This window comes from Streptomyces sp. NPDC059718, from assembly GCF_042733315.1.
In the GTDB taxonomy this organism is placed as follows: Bacteria; Actinomycetota; Actinomycetes; order Streptomycetales; family Streptomycetaceae; genus Actinacidiphila.
In genome coordinates this window covers 1-21,708 of sequence record NZ_JBHWGA010000024.1, presented here as the reverse complement: position 1 = coordinate 21,708, position 21,708 = coordinate 1, and the positions used below count along the sequence as shown (strand labels likewise).

General features: G+C 72.2%; 22 protein-coding genes. 7 read left to right on the top strand and 15 right to left on the bottom strand.

Going from position 1 to position 21,708, the window contains the following annotated elements:
- Positions 1-32 precede the first annotated feature (32 nt).
- Entirely contained in the window at positions 33-695 is a 663-nt protein-coding gene (nucS, locus tag ACFV3E_RS25765; protein ID WP_500536795.1) for an endonuclease NucS, read from the bottom strand.
- Positions 696-881: 186 nt separating this feature from the next.
- Between nucS and ACFV3E_RS25760 the strand changes: the two genes are divergently transcribed.
- A complete protein-coding gene (locus tag ACFV3E_RS25760; protein WP_018563511.1) occupies positions 882-1,274 on the top strand; it encodes an SCO5389 family protein in 393 nt (130 codons plus the stop codon).
- Between the two features lie 53 nt (positions 1,275-1,327).
- Here the strand turns inward: ACFV3E_RS25760 and ACFV3E_RS25755 are convergent, their stop codons facing one another.
- Positions 1,328-2,353, bottom strand: coding sequence for an LLM class flavin-dependent oxidoreductase (locus ACFV3E_RS25755; RefSeq protein WP_500536794.1), 1,026 nt, complete (start codon positions 2,351-2,353; stop codon positions 1,328-1,330).
- Between the two features lie 213 nt (positions 2,354-2,566).
- Between ACFV3E_RS25755 and ACFV3E_RS25750 the strand changes: the two genes are divergently transcribed.
- Positions 2,567-2,890, top strand: coding sequence for an Rv1322 family protein (locus ACFV3E_RS25750; RefSeq protein ID WP_499514050.1), 324 nt, complete (start codon positions 2,567-2,569; stop codon positions 2,888-2,890).
- Between the two features lie 28 nt (positions 2,891-2,918).
- Here the strand turns inward: ACFV3E_RS25750 and ACFV3E_RS25745 are convergent, their stop codons facing one another.
- From ACFV3E_RS25745 to mce, 7 genes are all read right to left on the bottom strand, one after another.
- A complete protein-coding gene (locus ACFV3E_RS25745; protein WP_500366265.1) occupies positions 2,919-3,788 on the bottom strand; it encodes an ABC transporter permease in 870 nt (289 codons plus the stop codon).
- Positions 3,785-5,029 carry an ABC transporter ATP-binding protein gene (locus ACFV3E_RS25740; protein WP_500536793.1) on the bottom strand — a complete coding sequence of 415 codons (1,245 nt, stop codon included), beginning with the start codon at positions 5,027-5,029 and terminating at the stop codon, positions 3,785-3,787. Before ACFV3E_RS25740 ends, ACFV3E_RS25745 begins: the two co-directional genes overlap by 4 nt.
- 113 nt (positions 5,030-5,142) lie before the next feature.
- Positions 5,143-5,919, bottom strand: coding sequence for an ABC transporter permease (locus ACFV3E_RS25735; protein ID WP_500536792.1), 777 nt, complete (start codon positions 5,917-5,919; stop codon positions 5,143-5,145).
- Between the two features lies 1 nt (position 5,920).
- The gene (locus tag ACFV3E_RS25730; protein WP_500536791.1) at positions 5,921-6,907 is read right to left on the bottom strand and encodes an ABC transporter ATP-binding protein; all 987 of its coding nucleotides are present in this window, start codon (positions 6,905-6,907) and stop codon (positions 5,921-5,923) included.
- A 131-nt stretch (positions 6,908-7,038) separates the two neighbouring features.
- Positions 7,039-7,971, bottom strand: a complete 933-nt coding sequence (locus ACFV3E_RS25725; protein WP_018563504.1) for a coiled-coil domain-containing protein — start codon at positions 7,969-7,971, stop codon at positions 7,039-7,041.
- Positions 7,972-8,074: 103 nt separating this feature from the next.
- A complete protein-coding gene (gene scy / locus ACFV3E_RS25720; RefSeq protein ID WP_500536881.1) occupies positions 8,075-11,971 on the bottom strand; it encodes a polarized growth protein Scy in 3,897 nt (1,298 codons plus the stop codon).
- Positions 11,972-12,149: 178 nt separating this feature from the next.
- Positions 12,150-12,578 (bottom strand): methylmalonyl-CoA epimerase, encoded by a 429-nt coding sequence (gene mce, locus ACFV3E_RS25715; RefSeq protein WP_500536790.1) that lies wholly within the window; start codon positions 12,576-12,578, stop codon positions 12,150-12,152.
- Positions 12,579-12,750: 172 nt separating this feature from the next.
- On the opposite strand from mce, the gene ACFV3E_RS25710 reads away from it, so the two are divergent.
- Both ACFV3E_RS25710 and meaB read left to right on the top strand, forming a co-directional pair.
- Positions 12,751-13,926 (top strand): acetyl-CoA C-acetyltransferase, encoded by a 1,176-nt coding sequence (locus ACFV3E_RS25710; RefSeq protein ID WP_500536880.1) that lies wholly within the window; start codon positions 12,751-12,753, stop codon positions 13,924-13,926.
- A 159-nt stretch (positions 13,927-14,085) separates the two neighbouring features.
- Positions 14,086-15,042 carry a methylmalonyl Co-A mutase-associated GTPase MeaB gene (meaB, locus tag ACFV3E_RS25705; protein ID WP_500536789.1) on the top strand — a complete coding sequence of 319 codons (957 nt, stop codon included), beginning with the start codon at positions 14,086-14,088 and terminating at the stop codon, positions 15,040-15,042.
- A gap of 43 nt (positions 15,043-15,085) precedes the next feature.
- Here meaB and ACFV3E_RS25700 read toward each other — a convergent pair whose 3' ends face one another.
- From ACFV3E_RS25700 to ACFV3E_RS25680, 5 genes are all read right to left on the bottom strand, one after another.
- A complete protein-coding gene (locus tag ACFV3E_RS25700) occupies positions 15,086-15,562 on the bottom strand; it encodes a MarR family winged helix-turn-helix transcriptional regulator (RefSeq protein ID WP_500536788.1) in 477 nt (158 codons plus the stop codon).
- Positions 15,563-15,626: 64 nt separating this feature from the next.
- Positions 15,627-16,403 (bottom strand): AIM24 family protein, encoded by a 777-nt coding sequence (locus ACFV3E_RS25695; protein ID WP_500325318.1) that lies wholly within the window; start codon positions 16,401-16,403, stop codon positions 15,627-15,629.
- A complete protein-coding gene (locus ACFV3E_RS25690) occupies positions 16,400-17,050 on the bottom strand; it encodes an AIM24 family protein (RefSeq protein WP_499514059.1) in 651 nt (216 codons plus the stop codon). Before ACFV3E_RS25690 ends, ACFV3E_RS25695 begins: the two co-directional genes overlap by 4 nt.
- Positions 17,050-17,688, bottom strand: a complete 639-nt coding sequence (locus tag ACFV3E_RS25685) for an AIM24 family protein (RefSeq protein WP_500325314.1) — start codon at positions 17,686-17,688, stop codon at positions 17,050-17,052. The genes ACFV3E_RS25690 and ACFV3E_RS25685 overlap by 1 nt, the downstream gene beginning before the upstream one ends.
- A gap of 3 nt (positions 17,689-17,691) precedes the next feature.
- The gene (locus tag ACFV3E_RS25680; protein ID WP_500536787.1) at positions 17,692-18,519 is read right to left on the bottom strand and encodes a DUF2127 domain-containing protein; all 828 of its coding nucleotides are present in this window, start codon (positions 18,517-18,519) and stop codon (positions 17,692-17,694) included.
- Positions 18,520-18,730: 211 nt separating this feature from the next.
- Between ACFV3E_RS25680 and ACFV3E_RS25675 the strand changes: the two genes are divergently transcribed.
- Together ACFV3E_RS25675 and ACFV3E_RS25670 are read left to right on the top strand one after the other, a co-directional pair.
- Positions 18,731-19,084, top strand: a complete 354-nt coding sequence (locus tag ACFV3E_RS25675) for a DUF3817 domain-containing protein (protein ID WP_500536786.1) — start codon at positions 18,731-18,733, stop codon at positions 19,082-19,084.
- Complete coding sequence (locus tag ACFV3E_RS25670; protein WP_500536785.1) at positions 19,081-19,374, top strand: MTH1187 family thiamine-binding protein; 294 nt, start codon at positions 19,081-19,083, stop codon at positions 19,372-19,374. The genes ACFV3E_RS25675 and ACFV3E_RS25670 overlap by 4 nt, the downstream gene beginning before the upstream one ends.
- 35 nt (positions 19,375-19,409) lie before the next feature.
- Here the strand turns inward: ACFV3E_RS25670 and ACFV3E_RS25665 are convergent, their stop codons facing one another.
- Complete coding sequence (locus ACFV3E_RS25665) at positions 19,410-20,384, bottom strand: ArsR/SmtB family transcription factor (protein ID WP_500536784.1); 975 nt, start codon at positions 20,382-20,384, stop codon at positions 19,410-19,412.
- A 78-nt stretch (positions 20,385-20,462) separates the two neighbouring features.
- On the opposite strand from ACFV3E_RS25665, the gene ACFV3E_RS25660 reads away from it, so the two are divergent.
- Positions 20,463-21,686, top strand: a complete 1,224-nt coding sequence (locus ACFV3E_RS25660; protein ID WP_500536783.1) for an MFS transporter — start codon at positions 20,463-20,465, stop codon at positions 21,684-21,686.
- The last annotated feature ends 22 nt before the right edge of the window (positions 21,687-21,708 follow it).

The following is a 21,708-nucleotide window of genomic DNA, read 5'->3' as shown; positions in this document are numbered from 1 at the left end:
GGTGCTTCCCGCGGCCGTGCGGGGACCTGGCGTCAGAAGAGGCGGAGCTTGTCGTCCTCGATGCCGCGCAGCGCGTCGTAGTCGAGGACGACGCAGTCGATACCGCGGTCCGTGGCGAGGACGCGCGCCTGCGGCTTGATCTCCTGGGCCGCGAAGACGCCCTTCACGGGCGACAGCAGGGGGTCCCGGTTGAGGAGTTCGAGGTAGCGGGTGAGCTGCTCGACGCCGTCGATCTCGCCGCGGCGCTTGATCTCGACGGCGACGGTGGTGCCGGACGCGTCCCGGCCCAGGATGTCCACCGGGCCGATGGCCGTGGGGTACTCGCGGCGGACGAGGCTCCAGCCCTCCCCGAGCACCTCCATGCGGTCGGCCAGGAGCTCCTGGAGGTGGGCCTCGACGCCGTCCTTGATCAAGCCCGGGTCGACCCCGAGTTCGTGCGTGGAGTCGTGCAGCACGTCCTCGATGGTGATGATCAGCTGCTCGCCGGCCTTGTTGGTGACCGTCCAGACCCCGTCCTCACCCTCCTTGAGCGTGCAGGGCGGCGACATCCAGTTCAGCGGCTTGTAGGCACGGTCGTCGGCGTGGACGGAGACGCTGCCGTCGGCCTTGACCAGGAGCAGCCTGGTGGCCGACGGCAGATGGGCGGAGAGCCGGCCCGCGTAGTCCACGGAGCAACGGGCGATGACGAGACGCATGGTCGGCAACGTTACTCGCTACCGGGCGCGGTCGGAAAATGGCCTGTTGTGAGCGCTCCCGCCTAGTGTCATGGGACCTCTCCGCCTACGGTTGTGGGTGGAGGCCGTCGCGCGGGAGAACTCTGGGCGGCTTCTCTCCGTAGTCCGTCTGACTCCTCGGACAGGGGGGTCACGAGAGGAGTACTCATGTCGCTCGACGTCTCACCGGCCCTCCTCGAACAGGCCGAGCGAGGCGAGGTCGACGAACGGGAATTCGTCGACTGCGTCCGGACTTCCCTGCCTTACGCATGGGACATGATCAGCTCTCTGGCGGCACAACTCAAGGTGGACGGCGGCGAGTTCGCCGACAACCAGGTACCTCCGCCGGACGAGCACGCGCGCGGGCAGCTGCTCCGCGCCCTGGCGAGTGACGCGATACGGGGGGCCCTGCAGCGGCACTTCGGGGTCCGGCTGGCGTTCCAGAACTGCCACCGGGTCGCGGTGTTCCCGCTGGACCCGGCGGTCGACGGGCGTTACGCCACCTTCACCTCCGTACGCGCACAGCTGCTGAACCAGTCCCCGGAACTGCGGGACTGCTGAACCGGGCAGGGTGCTCCCGCCGTTGGTCGCACCACTGCTCTTTGATGTTTCAATCAGGCCAATTGCGGGAGCACTTCGCTGCCGAGCCGCGCCACGTTCTCCTCGGTGGCCGCGAGATCGCCGGAGCCTTCGACGAGCAGGGCGAAGCGGCTGATGCCGGTCCGCTCGGCGGTGGCGGCCAGTCGGTCGGCGCACAGCGCGGGCGGGCCCACGGGGTGGAGGTCGCAGAGGAGTTCGGTGTAGGCGAGCGGATCGCGCATCGTCCGGGGCCGGCCGTCGACCGTGCGGTGCGCGGCGAGGCCCCGCTGGAGCCAGCCGGGCATCGCCTTGGTGAGGGTCTCCACGGCGTCCGCGCGGCGGTCCGCGATCTGTACGACGCCCGCGGAGACATGTTCCGCCGTCGCCACCATTTCGGGTGAAAGCCCCGCATCGCGCGCCTCGGCCTGCCACATTGCGACCATGGCAGCTTTGTCCTCGTCGCCACAGTGCATGCCGAGCAGCATCGGCAGACCCCTGCGTGCCGCGAGCCGGACGCTGCCCGGCGAGGTGCAGGCGACGACGACCGGCGGTCCGCCGGGCTCCTCGAACTCGTCCGCCCGCGGCACGACGTCGACCTCGCGGAAGGCGAATCGTTCACCCGAGGCCCCCACGCGCGGCTCCCGGAGCCAGCGCAGCAGCAGGTCCAGCGACTCGGGGAAACCCTTCTCGAAGGCGGCGATTCCGGCGCCGAAGACCTCCAGGTCCACCCAGGGGCCGCCGCGGCCCACGCCCAGCGTGAAACGGCCGCCCGAGGTGATGTGCAGCAGCGCCGCCTGCTCGCCGAGCGCCACGGGGTGCGCGGTCGGCAGGACGCTCACCGCCGTACCGATCCCGATCCGGTGCGTCCTGCCCAGCAGCAGTGCGGCGAGCGTCACGGCCGACGGACACACGCCGTACGGCACGAAGTGGTGCTCCGCCAGCCATACGGAGTCCAGCCCGGCCTTCTCCGCCGCCTCAGCGGACCGCACCGCGCGGTGCAGCGCCTCCCCCGGTCCCTGCCCCGGGAACTGGGCGGCGAGGACGAAAGTACCGACACGCATCGTGCTTCACACCTTCCTCGGTGGCCGACACGGCTCCCCTATTGGCATTAACGCCTGACACGTGCCAAAGGCACGGTCCGCGCACCGCGATTTCATGATTTTCGCGGCGATGGCCGGAATGAGCGGTTCCCAGACCGCGTACCCGGCACCGTCCGCGCTACGCGTACGCTGGTTGGCGGCCCGAGTCCCCCGAACCGCATGAGGTGTGTGCCCGTGTCCCCGCGCCGAAACCGCCCCCGAGGCGCCGCCGGCAGAGCCGAGGAGCGTCCCGAGGCCGGACCGGCCAGGGGCCCGGAGCGTGTGGAGAGCTGGCAGGGCGAGCAGTGGACCGTCCGCCAGCTGAGCGGGAGTCCGGGCGGCAAGCACTACCGCTGCCCCGGTTGCGACCAGGAGATCCCGCCGGGCGTCGGGCACCTGGTGGCCTGGCCGGAGCACGGCGGCGTGGAGGACCGGCGCCACTGGCACACCGCCTGCTGGAACGCCAGGGACCGCCGGAGCGCACGGCTCCAGCGGTCCCGAAACGCCCCCCGGTACTGACCGCGGGGCGGACGCCCGGTGACCCGGGTCAGACGTCGCGCTTGGTGAGCGCCGCGTAGGCCGCGCCCAGGGCGACGGCCGTGATGATCGCGAGCCCGATCAACTGGCGCACGCCGTCGGCGTCGCCGTTCTCCAGCATCGGCATCTGGTAGAGCGATGCGATGGCGTTGGGGGAGGAGTACTCGATCAGCTTCTCCTGCACCTTGCGCAGGCTGTCCGACTGCATGAAGATCGCGATGATCAGCGGCAGCAGGACCACGCCCATCATCGTGGTGATCGCGCCCGCGGAGTGCCGCAGCAGCGCGCCCACGGCCAGCGAGAGCAGCCCGAGCAGCGCCACGTACAGGCCGACGCCTACGGTGGCGCCCAGCCACTGGGTGCCGCTGGCGGTGGTGAGGCCGTCCTCGATGACCAGCCGGGCGCCCACAAAGGTGTCGTCGCCCACGGATCTGCCGCCGAAGGTGGCGTAGTTCATCAGCGCGGTGAGCGCGCAGGCCACCGTGGTGACGGTGAAGGTCAGCGCGAAGAAGACGATCGCCTTCGCGGTGAGCACCCGGCCGCGCTGCGGGCACGCGGTGAGGGTCGTGCGGATCATGCCCGTGCCGTACTCGGAGCTGATCACCAGCACGCCGAGGGTCATGACGCAGAGCTGGCCGAGGAGCACCCCGAACAGGCCGAAGCCGAGCACCGGGTCGGAGACGTTCTCGGTCGAGCCCAGAGCGACGACGAGCAGATTGATGCCGAGGATCAGCAGCAGCATGACGCCGAGCGTCCACAGCGTGGAGCGCACCGTACGGATCTTGGTCCACTCGGACTTCAGCGCGTGGCCGAGGTGGGTCCTCTGCACCGGGACGGTGGAGGAGAACTGCGGAGCCGGGCTGTAGACGGGGGCGGTCATCGGGCGTCCTCGACGGGCTGGGTCGGCTGCGGGGCGGGCGGGGCGACGGGAGCGACGGGAGCGGGGGGCACGGCCGGCGGCACCGGCACGCCGGGCGGCACGGGCGGCTGCGCGTACGGGTTCACGGGCGCGGTCGGCGCCGCGCCGGGAGCCGGCGGCACCGGCGCCGCGTACGGCTGCACCGGGGGCTGCGGCTGCGGGTGCCCGTAGCCGTATCCGTACGGCTGCTGCTGCGGCACGGACTGCGGGTACGGCGCCTGCGGCGGCATGCCCCAGCCGCCGGGCGCCGGCGCACCGCCGGGCTGCTGCAGGCCCTGCCGCGGGTCGGCGGTGGAGCGGTAGTCGACGGCGCTGTTGGTGAGGCGCATGTAGGCCTCCTCGAGCGAGGCCTGGTGGGGCGAGAGTTCCCACAGCCGCACCTCGGACTCGTGGGCGACGTCGCTGATCCGCGGCAGCTCGAGACCGGTCACGCGCAGCGCGCCGTCGTGTTCCTGCTGCACCTGCGCACCCGCGTCGGTCAGCGCCTTCGTGAGCTTCTCGCGGTCCGCGGCCACGTCCGGGGTGCGGACCGTGGCGAAGCCGGTGGAGTTGCGGGCGATGAAGTCCTTGACGCTCATGTCGGCCAGCAGCTGCCCGCGGCCGATCACGATCAGGTGGTCCGCGGTGAGCGCCATCTCGCTCATCAGGTGCGAGGAGACGAAGACCGTACGGCCCTCCGAGGCGAGCTTGCGCATCAGATGGCGCACCCAGTGGATGCCCTCCGGGTCCAGACCGTTGACCGGCTCGTCGAAGAGCAGCACCTCGGGGTCGCCCAGCAGCGCCGCCGCGATGCCGAGGCGCTGCCCCATGCCGAGCGAGAAGCCCTTGGAGCGCCTGCGCGCGACCTCCTGCAGGCCCACCACGCCCAGCACCTCGTCCACCCGGCGGGCCGGGATCCCGGACAACTGCGCCAGGCACAGCAGGTGCTGGCGCGCGCTGCGCCCGCCGTGCACCGCCTTGGCGTCCAGCAGCGCGCCCACCCGGCGCGGGGCGTTGGGCAGCTGCCGGAAGGGCTGTCCGCCGACGGTCACGCGTCCGGCCGTGGGGGTGTCCAGGCCCAGGATCATCCGCATCGTGGTCGACTTCCCGGAGCCGTTGGGCCCCAGGAAGCCGGTCACCATGCCGGGCCGCACCTGGAACGACAGGTTGTACACGGCCGTCTTGCTGCCGTAGGTCTTGGTGAGGCCCACTGCCTCGATCATGCTCCGCCCCTCGACGAACAGTCCGCGGGGCGGCGCTCGCCCCCATGAGGACTAGGAGGCTAGCGGGGTGGGATCGGTTCCCGCCCCGTGAGGCCGGAATTGCCCGGGAGCGGTCAGGCGTCCCGCTTCTTCAGCAGCGCGTAGCCGCCGATCAGCGCGACGACCACCCACAGCGCCATGATGCCGAGTCCGCCCCACGCGCCGTACGGGGCGGGGTCGTCCGGGGCGATCGTGGCCCGCATGATCTTGCTGCCGGCCTGGTCCGGGAAGTACCGGGCCACCTCCTTGGCGCCCGGCACCGCCGAGAGGATCCCGGAGATCAGGAAGAAGAAGGGGATGAGGATGCCCAGCGAGACCAGCGGGCTGCGCAGCATCGTCGCGACGCCGACCGCGAAGAGCACCATCAGCGTCATGTAGAGGCCGGCCCCGAAGACCGCGCGCAGCACCCCCGGATCGCTGATCGAGGTGGCGAGGTCACCGCCGAGGATGGCCTGCCCGATGAAGAAGGAGACGAAGCTGACGACCACCCCGAGGACGAAGGTGATGCCGGCGGCGACGGCGACCTTGGAGAGGTAGAAGCTCGCACGCTGCGGCACCGCCGAGAGCGAGGCCCTGATCATGCCCGTGCTGTACTCGCTGGAGATGATCAGCACGCCGAAGGTGATCAGCGCGAGCTGACCGAGGAAGAGACCGGACAGGCTCTGGCTGGTGGCGTCGAACTGGGCGCGGGCGCCCTCTTCGATGGTGTCCCACTGGGTGCGGAAGAGCAGGCAGAACAGACCGCTGATGACGATGGTCAGGACGGCGGCGGACGCCAGCGTCCACACGGTCGACCGGACGGTCCTGACCTTGGTCCACTCCGACTGCAGAACAGCGGTGGTCGCTGCCATGTCAGGCTTCCTTTCCGGTGTTCGTGTTCCAGGCGGCGCCCCACTGGGGCGCGGGAGCCGCGGCCTCACCGGCCTCCGCCGCCGCCCCACCGGCGTGGTACTCCACCGACTCGGCGGTGAGTTGCATGAAGGCCTGCTCCAGGGAGGCCTGCTGGGGGCTGAGCTCGTGCAGCACCAGTTGGTGCCGGGCGGCGAGTTCACCGATCTTGGCGGACTCGGTGCCCTCGATCTCGAAGGCCCCGGCCTCGCCGACCACCGCGGTGATCGACGCGGCCGCCAGGGCGTCCTTGAGCTTCTCCGGCTCGGGGGTGCGGACGCGCACGTAGGAGCGGGAGTTCTCGGCGATGAAGTCCGCCATCGTCGTGTCCGCCATCAGCTTGCCGCGGCCGATCACGATCAGGTGCTCGGCGGTCAGCGCCATCTCGCTCATGAGATGGCTGGAGACGAAGATCGTGCGGCCCTGCGCGGCCAGCCCCTTCATCAGGTTGCGGATCCAGTGGATGCCCTCCGGGTCCAGTCCGTTGACCGGCTCGTCGAACATCAGGATCTCGGGGTCGCCGAGCAGCGCCGCCGCGATGCCGAGCCGCTGTCCCATGCCGAGGGAGAACCCCTTGGAACGCTTCTTGGCGACGGGCGCGAGACCGACGGTCTCCAGCACCTCGTCGACCCGGCGGGCCGGGATGCGGTTGGACTGGGCCAGGCACAGCAGGTGGTTGTACGCCGTGCGGCCGCCGTGGATGGCCTTCGCCTCGAGCAACGCCCCGATGTGTTTGAGCGGTTCGTGGAGCTCGCGGTAGTGCTTGCCGTCGATGCGGATGCTGCCGCTGGTCGGATTGTCCAGGTCCAGCATCATGCGCATCGTCGTCGACTTGCCCGCCCCGTTGGGGCCGAGGAAGCCGGTGACCACCCCCGGCCGCACCGTGAAGGTGAGGTCGTCCACCGCGGTCTTGTCGCCGTACCGCTTGGTCAGCCCCTGCAGCTCGATCATGCCGCATACACTATTTGGCCGCGGCGCGCGATGCACGCGGAATTCCCGCCCCCGTTTGCGCTCCCGCACACGACCGAGCCCCCTGCCGAGGGGACAGGGGGCTCGACGTGCTCCGGAAGACCCGTGGGACGTCAGCGCTGGGCCGGGACGCCGCGCGAGACGGGCTCGTCGTCGGCGGGGGCGCCGGCCGCGGCGACCGCCGCACCGGTCAGCGTGGCCAGCATCTCGCGGACGTTGGTCAGCTGGGCGTTGATGCTGTCGCGGCGGTTGGTGAGCGCCGCCAGCTCGCGCTCGGATTCGCTGCGGATGCGGTCCGCCTTGGCGTTCGCGTCGGCCACGATGTCCTCGGCCTGGCGCTGGGCGGTCTCCACCGTCTGGCGGGCGCGGCGCTCGGCGTCGGTGCGCAGCTTCTCGGCCTCCAGGCGGAGCTGCTCGGCGCGGTGCTCGATCTCGGCGAGGCGCTTCTCGGCCTTGGCCTGACGGGACGCCAGGTCACGCTCGGACTGCTCGCGGCGCTTGGCCAGGTTGGTCTCGAAGTCGGCCGCGGCCTGGGCCGCCTTGGCGCGGGTCTCCTCGAAGAGGGCGTCCGCCTCCTCGCGCTTGGCCTGCGCGTCCTTCTGCGCGTCGGCGCGCAGCTGGCCGGCCTCACCCTTGGCCTTCTCGACGATGCGCTCGCCCTCGTCCTCGGCCTTGGTCTTGCGCTCGGCGGCGTAGGACTCGGCGTCGTTGCGCACCTGGGTGGCGGCGGACTCGGCCAGCTCACGGTGCTGCTCGGCGGCGCGGCGGGCCTCCTCGCGCAGGTCCTTCGCCTCCTCCTCGGCGAGGCGGAGGATCTTCTCGACCCGCGCGCCGAGACCGGCGTACGACGGCTCGGCGTCGTTGACCTGCGCCTGCGCGTTCTGGGTCTCGAGGTGGAGTTCCTCGATGCGCTTCTCCAGCGCATTGATCCGGGCCAGTGCACTGTCACGGTCGGCGACGAGCTTGGTGATGCGGTCGTCCACCTGCCCGCGGTCGTATCCGCGCCGCACGAGCTCGAAGCCGAAGGGGGAGGAAGTGTCGCTCATGGGGTTCCTGTCAATTCAGACCGGGTGGGGTGATAGGGGGAATCCTAGGGGCCCAAGCGGCGTGTCTTACAGTCACTGTCCAGTAACTGTGCACAATGACCGCTCAATCGAGTGGCGCATCGTCGGACCGCTTGCTCCCTGTCCGGGTCGTGCCGGCCGCTGCACCTGCAGTGACCGTGTTCTTACCGTTCTGCGTGACGTTCTGACTGTTGCTCTTTCCCCCGTCGATCGGCTGCTGGAATGACTCCAGTGCCTCAAGGACATCCTGCACGCGGGTGATCTCCGCGTTGATGTCCTGGCGGCGCCGGCTCAGCACCTCGAGCTCCTTCTTGCCTTCGGTCACGATGCGCTCGGCCTCGACGCGGGCCTCGCTCCGCACCCGCTCCGCCTCGCGCTCCGTGTCGTTCTTCTTCTGCTCGGCCCCCTTGAGCAGCTCCTCGGCCTTCTTCACCGCGGCGATGCGGACCTTGCTGGCCTCGGCGCTCGCGGTGGACCGGGTCTCCTCGGCCCTGGCCTCCGCGTCCGTGACCAGCTCGCGGGCCTTGGCCTCGGCCTTCTCCAGCTGCTCGGTGGCGGCCTCGACCAGCTTGTCGACCCGCTCGCCCGCCGACTTCATCGTGGCGGCCGACTCGCCACGGGCCCGCTCGTGCAGTTCCTCGACCTCGGCCTCGACGCGCTGCCGCAGCTCCTCCGCGCGCTCGCGGATGGCGGTGGCGTCCCTGCGGGCCTCCTCCAGCAGCGTGTCGGCGTCCGTACGGGACCGCTCCACCATGCCGTTGCTCTCGGAGGTGGCCTCGCCGACGATCCGGTCGGCCTCCTTGCGGGCGGCGCCGACCATCGTGTCGGCCTGCTCCTCCGCGGTGGTGCCGATCTTGAGCGCCTCGCCCTGCGCCTGGGAGATGAGTTCGTCCGCCTGCCCGGCGGCCTCGGCCCGGCGCTTGTTGGCGTCCTCGCGCGCCTCGTCCCGGATCCGGTCGGACTCCGAGCGGGCCGCCTCGGCGTCGCGCTCGGCGGAGTCGAGGGCGTCCTTGGCGAGGATGCCGAGCCGCTCGGCCTCGGCGCGGGCCCTGGTGATCAGCTGGTCGGCCTGCTGGGCCGCCTCCGTACGGCGCTTGTTGGCCTCGTCGCGCGCCTCGTCGAGGATGCGGCGGGCCTCCGCCTCGGCGGTGCCCAGCGACTCCTCGGCCGCACGGCGGCGCTCCTCGGCGTCGCGCTCGGCGGAGTCGAGGGCGTCCTTGGCCAGGATGCCCAGCCGCTCGGCGTCGCGCTGCGCCTTGCTCACGGTCTCCTCGGCCCGGGCGGCGGCGTCGGCGCGGAGCCGGTCGGCCTCCTCGATCGCCTCGGTGAGCAGCCGGTCGGCCTGTTCGGCGGCCTCCACCCGCTGCCGGTTGGACTCGTCGCGGGTCTCCACCCGCAGCCGGTCGGCCTCTTCGATCGCCTCGCCGACCGTGCGGTCGGCGAGCTGCCGGGCCTCCTCGGCCTCCTCCTGCGACTCGCGCCGCAGCCGCTGGGCGTCCTCGGTGGCGCGCTCGCGCTCGGCGTTGGCGTCCGCGTGCAGCCGGTCCGCGGCCTCCTGGGCCTCGGACTGCAGGCGTTCCGCGGCGTGCTCGGCCGCCGAGCGCAGCCCGGCGATCTCCTCCTCGGCCTGCTCGTGCAGCCCGTTGACCGAGTCCCGTACCTGCTGGGCGGTCTGCTCGGCCGCGCCGACCAGCTCGGCGGCGTGCCGCTCGGCCTCGGCGACCAGCCGTTCCGCCTCGGCGCCGGCCTCCTCCACCCGCTTGCGGGCGGCCGCCAGCAGCTCCTCGCCCTCGCGACCGGCCTGGGCGCGCTCCTGCTCCGCCTCGCCGCGGGCCGCGGCCAGCAGCTCCTCGGCCTCCCGGCGGCGGCGTGCGGCCTCCTCCTGGGCGGCGGACAGCGCCTCGGCCGCCTCGGCCCGCAACCGTCCCGCGGTCTCCTGCGCCTCCGAGCGGAGGCGGTCGGCGGTCTCCTGCGCCTCGGTGCGCAGCTGCTCGGCCTCGGCGGCGGCGTCGCCCCGCAGCCGGACGGCGAGCTGCTCGGCCTCGGCCCGGGTCTGCGACGCGTCGGCCGCGGCCTCGTCCCGCAGCCGCAGCGTCTCCTGCTCGGCCTGCTCCTGCAGCGCCCTGACGCGCTCGGCGACCTCCGTGCGCAGCGTGGCCGCCTCCTCGGCGGTCTCGCGGCGCAGCCGCTCCGCTTCGGTGCGGGCCTCGCGCAGCGCCTCCTCGGCCGCGGCGATGCGGTGCTCGGCCTCCTCGCGCAGCCGGACCAGATCGGCCTCGGCGTCGTCGCGCAGCCGCTGGGCGGCCCGTTCGGCCTCCTCGCGCAGCACCTGGCCGGCGCCCTCGGCGTCCTCCCGTACCTGTTCGGCCTGCTGCTCGGCCTCGGTGCGCACCTGCTCGGCCTCGCCACGGGCGCGCTCCAGCAGCTCGTCGGCCTGCCTGCGCAGCCCCGCGGCGCGCTCGATCGCCTCGGTACGGGCCTTCTCGGAGTCGACGGTCGCCTTCTGCCGGTGCTCCGCGGCCTCGGCCTTCGCCTTGGTCAGCAGCTCCTCGGCGGACCGGGCCGCCTCCTCGATCTGCTGCACGGCCTCGCGTCGCGCCTCGCCGCGGATGCGCTCGCCCTCGGCGACCGCCTCGGCGCGCAGCTGCTCGGCCTCGCCGCGCAGCCTGCGGGCCTCCTCCTGCAGCTCGACCGTCTTGGCGCGGTACTCCTTGGTGTCGTCCTTGGCGGTGCCGAGCAGCTCCTCGGCCGACTCCTCGGCCTGGCCGCGCAGCCGGTCCGCCTCGGTCTCCGCCTCGCGGCGGATGCGCTCGGCCTCCTCGCTCGCCGCGCGGGTGGTGGCACGGGCGTCCTCGGTGGCCTTGTTGAGGACGTCCTCGGCGGTGCGGGCCGCCTTGGCGAGGGCCGCCGCCGCGTCCTCGGCCGCCTCGGACTTGGCGGTCTCCTGGGCCTGGCTGTGCAGCCGTTCGGCCTCGGTCTTGGCGTCGGCGAGGATCTGCTCGGCCTCGGCCTTGGCGGCCTCCGCCTCCTTGGTGGCCTCGGCGACCAGCCGGGCCACCTCGGCCCTGGCCGTACGGGTGCGCTGCTCGTTGTCGGCGTCGACGGTGGCCAGCCGCTTGGCGGCGTTGGCCGCGGCCTCCTCGCGCAGCCGGTCGGACTCGCTCTGCGCCTCGCGCAGCTTCTCCTGGGCCTCGCGCAGCTTCTCCTCGGCGGAGCGGGAGAGCTCGCCGGCCTGGGTGCGGGCGTTGTCGGCGTCGCTCTGGGTCGAGGCGCGCAGCTGCTCGGCCTGGCTGGTGGCCTCCTGGGCCTGGCTGGCCGCGGCGTTCAGCAGCCGCTCGGCGTCCGCGCGGGCGCGGCGCAGCAATTGCTCGGCCTCGGCGCGGGCGGTCGTGGACTCCGACTCCAGCCGGTCGCGGGCGCCCTCGGCGATCCGCTGGGCCTCGGCGCGGGCGGCGGCCAGCGCGGACTCCGACTCCGTGCGGGTCTCCTCCATGAGCCGGCGCGCCTGCGACTCGGCGCGGGCGCGCAGCTGCTCGGCCCAGGCCACGTTCTCGTTGACGTGGCTCTCGACGTTGGTGCGGCGATCCGCCAGCTCCTCGTCCAGCCGCCGGCGCCGGGCGACGGCCTCGGCGTGCCACTCGGCCTCCACCCGGGCCTGGTGCTCGGCCTGCTCCTGGAGCAGCCGCTGGGTGGCCGCGCGCGCCTCGCGCAGCTCCCGCTCGGCGTCGGCGCGCAGCTGGTCGGCCTGGATCTGGGCGTTGCGCAGCAACTGGTCGGCCTGGTGGCCGAGGTTGTCGTAGGCAGGACGCGTCGCGAGGTTGCGGCGCGCCTCGTGCAGCTTGGCGCGCAGCACCTCGACCTGGTAGCCGAGGTCGTCGGCATGCTGGACGACCTTGTCCCGCTCCTTACGAAGCCGCTCCATCTCGGCCTCGAACTGCGAGAGGTGGTCGTCCTCAACCTCGTAGCGGTCGTAGCCCCGCACTCCGCGGTCCCATCCGTCTCCTGGTGTACCCACCCGCCAACCGAGTGAGATTCCCCGGGGCCCCGTTTACCGCGGAGCCTTACGGCGAATTGTGTCCGATCCCACGCCGAAGCGCGGGCAGGTACCCCAGCCCACCCCGGGGTCGCCAGGCCACTCTACCGGGGCGAGTCGTCTCCGGTCAGTGGTCCTTGGCCGAGGTGACGAGCTCGGTGAGCACACCATGGCAGTCCTTGGGGTGCAGGAAGGTGATCCGCGACCCCATGGAACCCGTGCGCGGGCTGTCGTAGAGCACCCGCACGCCCTTGTCGCGGACGGCCGCCGCGTCCGCGTCGACGTCCTCGGTCCCGAAGGCGATGTGGTGCACCCCCTCTCCGTTCTTGGCCAGCCACTTGGCGACGGTGGAGTCCTCGCGGGTGGGCTCCAGCAGCTGGAGGTAGGAGGCCCCGCCGTCGGAGGTCTCGTTGATCTTGAGCATGGCCTCGCGCACGCCCTGTTCCTCGTTCACCTCGGTGTGGAACACCTCGAAGCCGTAGGTGGCACGGTAGAACTCGACGGTCTTGTCGAGGTCGAAGCAGGCGATGCCGATGTGGTCGATTCGCGTCAGCATGACTCCAGTGGACCGCCGGTCGGCATGGTCACGCAACGTGCGCGCGATCACACCGTCTGCCGGGTGACCGCCGGCTCCACCCCTCAGTACATTGACAGCACCCTCGAAAACCATCGTTAACCTTCCCTCCGTGCAAAGGGGCCGCGTCATGACCAGCCAGGCACGAACGTCCGTGATCGTCGCGGGTGCGCGCACTCCCATGGGCCGGCTGCTCGGCTCGCTGCGCACCTTCTCCGGTGCCGAACTCGGCGCCGTCGCCATCAAGGCCGCCCTGGACCGGGCCGGCATCGGCGGCGACCAGGTGCAGTACGTGATCATGGGCCAGGTGCTCCAGGCGGGTGCCGGGCAGATCCCGGCCCGTCAGGCCGCGGTCAAGGCCGGCATTCCGATGAGCGTGCCGGCGCTGACGGTCAACAAGGTCTGCCTGTCCGGACTGGACGCCATCGCCCTCGCCGACCAGTTGATCCGGGCGGGTGAGTTCGACGTCGTCGTGGCCGGCGGCCAGGAGTCGATGACCAACGCCCCGCACCTGCTGCCGAAGTCCCGCGAGGGCTTCAAGTACGGCGCCGTCCAGATGCTGGACGCCATGGCGTACGACGGTCTCACCGACGCCTTCGAGGACATCGCCATGGGCGAGTCCACGGAGAAGCACAACACGCGCCTGGGTATCGGCCGCGCCGAGCAGGACGAGATCGCCGCGCTGTCCCACCAGCGGGCGGCCGCCGCGCAGAAGAACGGCCTGTTCGAGGCGGAGATCACCCCGGTGGAGATCCCGCAGCGCAAGGGCGAGCCGGTGGTCTTCGCCAAGGACGAGGGCATCCGCGCGGAGACCACGGCCGAGTCGCTGGCCAAGCTGCGTCCCGCCTTCAGCAAGGAGGGCACGATCACCGCGGGCACCTCCTCACAGATCTCCGACGGCGCCGCCGCGGTGGTCGTGATGAGCAAGGCCAAGGCCGAGGAACTGGGCCTGGAGTGGATCGCCGAGATCGGCGCCCACGGCAACGTGGCCGGCCCGGACAACTCGCTGCAGTCGCAGCCGTCCAACGCCATCGCGCACGCCCTGAAGAAGGAGGGGCTGTCCGTCGGCGACCTGGACCTGATCGAGATCAACGAGGCCTTCGCGGCGGTGTCCGTGCAGTCCATGAAGGACCTGGGCGTGACACCTGAAAAGGTGAACGTCAACGGCGGCGCCATCGCCCTCGGTCACCCGATCGGCATGTCCGGCGCCCGTATCGTCCTGCACCTGGCCCTGGAGCTGAAGCGCCGCGGCGGCGGCGTGGGCGCGGCGGCCCTGTGCGGCGGCGGAGGCCAGGGCGACGCCCTGATCATCCGCGTGCCGGGCAAGTAACACGACCTGTGGGCGAGTGAGCCGAAGGGGCGCGGCACCCGCCGAAAAGGAGAACACGCGGAGGTCCCGAGGAACGAGGGACCGAGCATGATCGACTGTCGGCGGGTGCTCCGAGCGCCCCGGAGGCGAACCGAGCCCTGGAACAAGAGGAGCGTAGCGATGGACGTCCCCACGCTGGTGGAGCAGGCACGGCAGGGCCGCCCCAGGGCGGTCGCCCGGCTGATCTCGCTGGTGGAGGGGGCGTCCCCGCAGCTGCGGGAGGTGATGGCCGCGCTCGCGCCGCTGACCGGTGGCGCGTACGTGGTCGGCCTGACCGGCTCGCCGGGCGTCGGCAAGTCCACGTCGACGTCCGCGCTGGTCTCGGCGTACCGGCGGGCCGGGAAGCGGGTCGGGGTGCTGGCGGTGGACCCCTCCTCGCCGTTCAGCGGGGGAGCCCTGCTCGGCGACCGGGTCCGGATGAGCGACCACGCCTCCGACCCCGGCGTCTACATCCGCTCCATGGCCACCCGCGGCCATCTGGGCGGTCTGGCCTGGGCGGCGCCGCAGGCGATCCGCGTGCTCGACGCGGCCGGCTGCGACGTGATCCTGGTGGAGACCGTCGGTGTCGGCCAGTCCGAGGTGGAGATCGCCGCCCAGGCCGACACCTGCGTGGTGCTGCTCGCGCCGGGTATGGGCGACGGCATCCAGGCGGCGAAGGCCGGCATCCTCGAGATCGGCGACGTGTACGTCGTCAACAAGGCCGACCGGGACGGTGCCGAGGCGACCGCCCGCGAGCTCAACCACATGCTGGGCCTGGGCGAGGCCCGCGGGCCGGGCGACTGGCGCCCCCCGATCGTCAAGACGGTCGCCGCCCGCGGCGAGGGCATCGACGAGGTGGTCGAGTCCCTGGAGAAGCACCGCGCCTGGATGGAGGAGCACGGCGTGCTCGCGGAGCGCCGGCTGCGCCGCGCCGCCCTGGAGGTCGAGCACATCGCCGTCACCAGGCTGCGCGAGCGCATCGGCGACCTCCACGGCGACCGCCGCCTCGGCACGCTCGCCGAGCGCATCGTCGCCGGCGAGCTGGACCCGTACGCCGCCGCCGACGAACTGGTCGCGGGCCTCACCGAGCAGGCCTGAGGCCCGCGCCCTGGGGCGCGGGCGAACAGGCCGCCGGGGTGGGTCAGGCCTTGCCGCGCACCGCGCGCAGGTGGTCCGCGACGGGGTGGAGGGCCTTGCGCAGCGCAGCCAGGTCCTCGGCCGGGAGCAGGTCGATGAAGTGCTCCCGGACGGCGACGACGTGGTGCGGGGCGACCTTGCGCATGGTCTCCCAGCCGTCCTCGGTGAGGACGGCGAACAGCCCGCGCCGGTCGGACTCGCAGTTCTCGCGGCGGACCAGGCCCGCGGTCTCCATCCGGCTGATCTGGTGGGACAGCCGGCTCTTGGACTGCAGGGTGGCACGGGCCAGGTCGCTCATCCGCATGCGGTGCTCGGGCGACTCCGAGAGGTTCACCAGGATCTCGTAGTCGTTGTACGTCAGACCGAACGGCTGCAGGTCCCGTTCGAGCTGGTGGGTCAGCAACTTGCTGACCTCCAGGTGGATGCGCCAGGTGCGCTGCTCGTCGGCGGTCAGCCAAAGGGTGCCGGTCTCTGTCTCCATGATGGAATCATACCCAGAAAGTTGAAATCCGGATTATTTGGGGTCCCGATACGTGTCGGTAGGTTCACAGACCGAAGCGGCGCTGCAGGTCCCCGAGCTGTCCCGGGAGCCTCGGCACACCCTGCGGCATGCCCGGGGCGCCCGCTCCGCCGCCCGGGACGCCGGCCTCGTGCGGGACCGCGCCCGTGGCCTGCTCGGGCATGAGCACCTCGCTCGACTGGAGCAGCACCTGCCCCGCGCCGACGAACTCGAACTGGTGCTCCTCGCCCGAGGTGCCGCCGACGCCGGTCAGCGCCCGCAGGCCGCCCAGTACGCCGCGCATGTACCCGTGGTCGTAATGGTGGCAGGGGGAGGGGCAGTCCGCCCATCCCACCAGGGCCTGCGGGTCGACGCGGACCGGGGGCTCGACGAAGTGCACGGCGCCGTTGGAGGCCGCCACGAACTTCCCCGTGCCGATCAGGGTGAGGAAGCCCGGGATGATCGACTGCTTGAGCGACAGGCCCGGCTGGAAGGCCAGCAGGTTGCCCGACCGGATGGTCAGGTTGCCGTCCTCCAGGTCGAAGGAGTTCACGTCGAACGCCCGGTCGGCGAGGATCATCTTGCCCTGGCCCTCGGCGACCACCCAGTCCGAGGCGTGCAGCGGGGAGTGGAAGTTGCTGCGGATCAGGCCGTCCAGGGCGCCGTGGCCGATGCCGTGGAAGCTGATCTGCCCGTAGTAGGCGATCATCTTCCCCTTCTGCAGGAACCACTGGCCCTTCAGGTCGACGCTGAAGGCGTAGGGGTTGACGTTGTCGTCGACCGGCAGGGTGTACGGGTCGTGGACGACGGGTCCGGTGCTCACAGCTTCTCCTCACTCGCCTGCACGTAGACCGTGCCCTGCCCCGACAGCTCCAGCTGGAACGCCTCACCGGAACCGCGGCCCACCATGTCGCGCCAGCCGAGCGCGGTGGACAGCTTGTTGCGTACGTCGCCGCGGTGGGCGACGTACGCCTGGGGGTCGACGTGCACCGGGCGCTGCGGGGTGATCGGCAGCTCGATGACGCCGCCGTGGGCCATCACCGCGACCGCGCCGTGCCCCTGCAGGGTCGTGGTGAACAGGCCCTGGCCGGTGACCTGACCGCGGATGACGCCCATGACGCCGCCCTGGGACCCCATGAACATCGTGCCCTGCCGCAGCGAGCCGTCGAAGGCCAGCAGCCGGTCCGCCTCGACGTACAGGGTGTCGCCGGTCAGGTCGACGCAGTGCACGTGGTGGCCACCGTGGCCGAACATCACCGAGCCGTGGCCCTCGACGGTCATCAGCGGGGTCGCCTCGTTGGCGAGCCGGCGGCCGATCATCGAGCCGATGCCGCCCTGGCCGCCCTGCACGTTGGGGGTGAAGCTCACGTTCCCCCGGTAGGCCAGCATCGCGCCGCGCTGGCTGAACAGCCGCTGGCCCGGCAGCACCTGGGCCTCGACCATCTTGGAGTTGACGCGGGTGAACGGCATCAGACCTGCCCCCCGATGGTGTTGCGCTCGCTGGGCTGGACGTACACCAGGCCGTCGCCCTCGAAGCGGATCTGGAAGGACTCGCCGCCCGACTCGCCGATCACCGACCGCCAGCTGATGCCGGCCTGGAAGTGCTGCTGGAGGTTGCCGGTGTGCGCCACGTACGCGCCCGGGTCCACCTGCAGCGGCAGGCCGGGGGCGACGCGCAGCACCACGGCCGGGCCGTCGGAGGTGATCGCCGCCTGGCCGACGCCCTCCACCGTGGTGGTGAACAGGCCGTTGCCCTGCGAGGCACCGCGCAGGCCGGTGAAGGTGGTGCCGGTGCGCAGCGCCGCCTCGGTGGCGAGCAGGTTGCTGGCCTCGACGTACAGCTTCTCCCCGTTCAGGCGGACGAGGTTGATCTCGCTCGCGCGGTCGGCGAAGTAACAGGTGCCCTGCCCGCGCACCTCCATGACCTCCATCGACTCCCCGGTCAGCCGCCGGGTGACCATGCCGCGCAGGCCCTCACCGCCCCCGGACATCTTCTTGAAGCTCATCTGGCCGTCGTACGCGACCATCGAGCCGTTCTTCGCCTTGACGGCGTCGCCGGCCATGTCCACGGCGAGCACCTTGCTGCCCTGCAATCGAAACTGAGCCACGGGTCAGACCGTATCCGTCCGGGAGGAACCCGTCACCAGGGTCCTCGTCACTTGGGGTGCAGTGGTTCCGTGCGGCGCTCCCGCCGCCTCCTCGACCTCCAGCAGCGAGGCGCCGCGGCGCTCGGCCTCGAAGGCCGCGTGGCCGCCGCGCAGCCCGAACAGCCGCTTGGAGAGCAGGATGTAGAGGACGGCGAGGACGTTGAGGACCAGCGTGCCGATCTTGAGGTAGCTCACCTTCTCGGTGAGCTCCCAGACCTCCAGCGGCAGGAAGGCCGCGGTCGCCACCACCGTCAGGTACTCCGCCCACCGCTTGGCCGCCCACAGGCCGACGGCCTCGACGATCTCGATCACCGCGTACGCGAGCAGCGCGCCCGCCACGATCAGCAGCGTCGAGTGCCGGTACTCGAAGGTGCGGCGGATGGTGTCCACGACGGGGGAGTGGTCGAGGTCGTAGTGGAAGTGCCGGAAGACCGGGCGGAAGACGGCGAGGTTCTCCTCGAAGAACCGGCGCACCGAGTCCTGCGAGTTGCTGAACCGCCACACCGCCCAGGCCGCGACGACGATGAACACCCCCCGCAGCAGCCGCTCGACCGCCAGGAAGCGCAGGATGAACAGGTCGCGCAGCGCCCGGCCGCGCGGCACCTCGGGCGCCCGGTCGGCCGGACCCGAGCCGTGCGGCGCACCCAGGGCGAAGTCGCCGCAGCGCAGGCAGCGCCACACCTCTCCCAGTGCGGTGTCGGCGCGCAGCCGCTCCCGCAGGTGCGCCTCGTCGGGCGCGTACGTGATGTGCCCGCGCCGGGCGCAGTGCCGGCGGTCCCAGTCCAGCTTCATCCCGCTTCTTCCTCGAGAGGGCGGTTCGTCTTCCGTCGTGGAGGGGGACGCGTCCCGCGCGCCGTTGGTTCACCTGTTCCCCCGGGGGCCCCGGGGGCGGGGCGGCGGGAGGGCCGGGTGATAATGGACCGAACACTTGTGATCGCATTCACAAACACTCCGATCGCAGTGCCCGTGCCCGCCGCAGTCCCTGTCCCGATAGTGAGGTCCCGTGGACATCAAGACCGCCTCCGCCCTGAACCGGCTCCGCCTGGTCTCCGCCCCAGAGGCGGTCTCCTTCCTGCTCCTGCTGGTCTGCTCGGTGCTCAAGCGCACCACGGACTTCAACGCGGTCCCCGTCATGGGCATGATCCACGGCATCCTCTTCGTGCTCTACGTCGTGTTCTGGCTGGACGCCTGGAACCGCGCCAAGTGGCCGCTCGGCCGCGCCGCGCTGTACTTCGTGCTCTCCGTCCTCCCCACCGGCGGCTTCTTCGCCGAGCGCAGGCTCCGCCGCGAGGCCGAGGCCGGCGTCATCGCCTCCCGCGCGCGCAAGGAGCTCAAGGACGGCGTGGTCGAGGCATGATCGTCGCCTTCTCCGTCACCCCGCTCGGCGTCGGCGAGGACGTCGGCGCGTACGTGGCCGACGCGGTCCGTGTGGTCCGCGAGTCGGGTCTGCCCAACCACACCGACGCGATGTTCACCTCCATCGAGGGCGACTGGGACGAGGTCATGGACGTGGTCAAGCGCGCCGTGGCAGCCGTCGAGGCCCGGGCACCGCGCGTCTCGGTGGTGCTCAAGGCCGACATCCGGCCCGGCGTCACCGACGGGCTCACCTCCAAGGTGGAGACCGTCGAACGGCACCTCGCGCAGTAGCCCACCGCACCCCGCGGCGTCATGCGTCCCGGCGGTCAGTCACCGGCCAGCGCGCTGCCCAGCGGGGTGCGCTCGTACAGCACCTGGTGGCCGTAGCGGCGCGAGGTGAGCAACCCTGCGTCCCGCAGGACCGACAGGTGCGCCGACACCGACGACACCGCGAGGCCGTGCCGGTGGGCGAGCGCGGTCGTGGTCGCCGGCTCGCCCAGACCGCCGAGGATGGCCGCGCGGTTGGCGCCGAGCAGCCGTACCAGGGCCTCGGAGGCGGCCTGCGGGGTCTGCCACAGGCCGCCGATGCCGCGCGCCGGATAGACGACGGTGCCCTGCCAGGGCGGGTCGAAGCCCGCCGCGAGGTCCGGCCACACGAAGACGCTGGGCGCCAGGACGAGGCCGTCGCCGCCCAGGTCCCGGTCGTGCTCCGTCGGCTTGTGCAGCGTGAGGGTGCCGTCCGCCCAGCTCAGCGAGGGATGGAGGTCGGCGAAGAGGCCCGTCAGCCCGCCGTCCGCCAGCCGGCGCGCGCGGAAGGCGATGTCGGCCTCCAGCACGGCACGCAACCGGGGCCAGTACGGGGCCACCAGCGTCTCCCAGGCCCGCTCGTACAGATCCGCCAGTTCCCGCACCGCGCGCACCGGGTCGGCCAGCATCGCCCGGCCGCGCGGGCTGTCGGCGGCGCCCGGGGTGTCCGCCAGCGAACGGGCCATGTCCTGCCGGGCGACCTCCGGATCGGTGGCCCGCACCCGGGCGAGCTCGTCCTCGATGGCCGCCGACGGGCCCACCGGGGGCGGGCAGAGGAAGTCCGGGCTGTGGCCGGGGCGGGGCATCAGCAGCCACAGCGGGGTGAGGTCGAGTGCCAGGGCCGCCTCACGGGTCTGCCGCAGCCACGGCACGTGGTAGGTCTGCAGCCCGGGCTCCTTCAGGGTGCGGACGGCCCCCTCGGTCTCCCACAGCGGGGAGATCGCGAACCGGCAGCGCAGCAGGTCGTCCGGTCCGAAGCGCATGCGGAACGGCACGGCAGACCCCTGCTCCTCGACTTTCGGCTGGAGCCGAAACACTACGGCGTGCCCCGTCCCGGCCGCCAGGCTGCGCCCATGACGCTGAACACCGACTCCACCGCGGCGGGCCCGGCCGCCGGGCGCGGCTACCGCGCGGTCTTCGCCGTACGGGAGTTCCGGGCCGTCTTCGCGGCACACGTACTGTCGCTCCAGGGCACCGTGGTCGCCGAGATCGCGCTGTCCGTGCTGGTGTTCCGGCTCACCGGGTCGCCGCTGCTGACCGCGCTCACCTTCGCGCTCGGCTTCGTGCCGTACGCGCTCAGCGGCACCCTGCTCGCCGGGATCTCCGACCGCTTCCCGCCGCGCCGGGTGCTCGTCGTGTGCGACCTGCTGTGCGCGGCGTGCGCGGCCGGGATGGTGCTGCCCGGGACGCCGATCGCGGTCCTGCTCGGCCTGCGGTGCGTGATGGCGATGATCGCCCCGGTGTTCACCGGCACCCGGGCCGCGAGCCTGGCCGACATCCTGCCCGGCGACACCTTCGTGCTGGGCCGGTCCCTGATCCGCATGGTCGCCCAGGGCGCGCAGATCGTGGGCTTCGGCGTCGGCGGGTTCCTGCTGGTCCTCCTGCCGCCCCGGGCCGCGCTGGCGATCACCGTGGCGGCCTTCCTGGGCTCCGCCCTGCTGCTGCGCCTCGGCACCGCGCGGCGCCCCGCGCGCGGCGGCGGCGCGGCGCGCTCCGCCGGCGGCAGCGGCCGTCTGCTGCGGGACCCCCGGGTGCGGTCCCTGCTGCTGCTCTGCTGGATCCAGCCGTTCTTCGTGGTCTTCCCGGAGGCGCTCGCGGCCCCGTACACCGACTCCATCGGCGCCGGCACCCCGGGCCTCGGCCTCTTCATGGCCGCGATGCCCGTCGGCACCGTCCTCGGCGAACTCCTCGCGGGCGCCTTCCTGCCCCCGGCCGCCCGCGCCCGCCTCACCGTCCCCCTCGCCGCGTGCTCCCTCCTCCCGTACGCACTCTTCGCCCTGCGCCCCTCGCTGCCCCTGGCCGTCGCCGCGATGTTCACCACGGGCCTGACGGCCGCCTACACCCTCGGCCTCGATCAATGGTTCGTGGCGGCGGTGCCGGAGGGGTTGCGGGGGCGGGCGATGACGTTGCAGTCGGCGGGGTTGATGACGATCCAGGGTCTGGGGATGGCGGTGGCGGGTGCGGCGGCGGAGTTCGTCCGGCCGTACGCGGTGACGGCGGTGGTGGGGGGTGTGGGGACGGTGTGCGTCCTGCTGGTGCTGGCGCGGGTGCGGGGGACTGCCGTCGGCGGCGCGTGAGGGGGCCGGGCGGAGCCCGGCG

What these genes read in the sequence shown, in the direction of transcription:
- nucS (WP_500536795.1), bottom strand. Translation starts at nt 695, where the DNA reads ATGCGTCTCGTCATCGCCCGTTGCTCCGTGGACTACGCGGGCCGGCTC.
- ACFV3E_RS25760 (WP_018563511.1), top strand. Translation starts at nt 882, where the DNA reads ATGTCGCTCGACGTCTCACCGGCCCTCCTCGAACAGGCCGAGCGAGGC.
- ACFV3E_RS25755 (WP_500536794.1), bottom strand. Translation starts at nt 2,353, where the DNA reads ATGCGTGTCGGTACTTTCGTCCTCGCCGCCCAGTTCCCGGGGCAGGGA.
- ACFV3E_RS25745 (WP_500366265.1), bottom strand. Translation starts at nt 3,788, where the DNA reads ATGACCGCCCCCGTCTACAGCCCGGCTCCGCAGTTCTCCTCCACCGTC.
- ACFV3E_RS25740 (WP_500536793.1), bottom strand. Translation starts at nt 5,029, where the DNA reads ATGATCGAGGCAGTGGGCCTCACCAAGACCTACGGCAGCAAGACGGCC.
- ACFV3E_RS25735 (WP_500536792.1), bottom strand. Translation starts at nt 5,919, where the DNA reads ATGGCAGCGACCACCGCTGTTCTGCAGTCGGAGTGGACCAAGGTCAGG.
- ACFV3E_RS25730 (WP_500536791.1), bottom strand. Translation starts at nt 6,907, where the DNA reads ATGATCGAGCTGCAGGGGCTGACCAAGCGGTACGGCGACAAGACCGCG.
- ACFV3E_RS25725 (WP_018563504.1), bottom strand. Translation starts at nt 7,971, where the DNA reads ATGAGCGACACTTCCTCCCCCTTCGGCTTCGAGCTCGTGCGGCGCGGA.
- mce (WP_500536790.1), bottom strand. Translation starts at nt 12,578, where the DNA reads ATGCTGACGCGAATCGACCACATCGGCATCGCCTGCTTCGACCTCGAC.
- meaB (WP_500536789.1), top strand. Translation starts at nt 14,086, where the DNA reads ATGGACGTCCCCACGCTGGTGGAGCAGGCACGGCAGGGCCGCCCCAGG.
- ACFV3E_RS25700 (WP_500536788.1), bottom strand. Translation starts at nt 15,562, where the DNA reads ATGGAGACAGAGACCGGCACCCTTTGGCTGACCGCCGACGAGCAGCGC.
- ACFV3E_RS25690 (WP_499514059.1), bottom strand. Translation starts at nt 17,050, where the DNA reads ATGCCGTTCACCCGCGTCAACTCCAAGATGGTCGAGGCCCAGGTGCTG.
- ACFV3E_RS25680 (WP_500536787.1), bottom strand. Translation starts at nt 18,519, where the DNA reads ATGAAGCTGGACTGGGACCGCCGGCACTGCGCCCGGCGCGGGCACATC.
- ACFV3E_RS25670 (WP_500536785.1), top strand. Translation starts at nt 19,081, where the DNA reads ATGATCGTCGCCTTCTCCGTCACCCCGCTCGGCGTCGGCGAGGACGTC.
- ACFV3E_RS25660 (WP_500536783.1), top strand. Translation starts at nt 20,463, where the DNA reads ATGACGCTGAACACCGACTCCACCGCGGCGGGCCCGGCCGCCGGGCGC.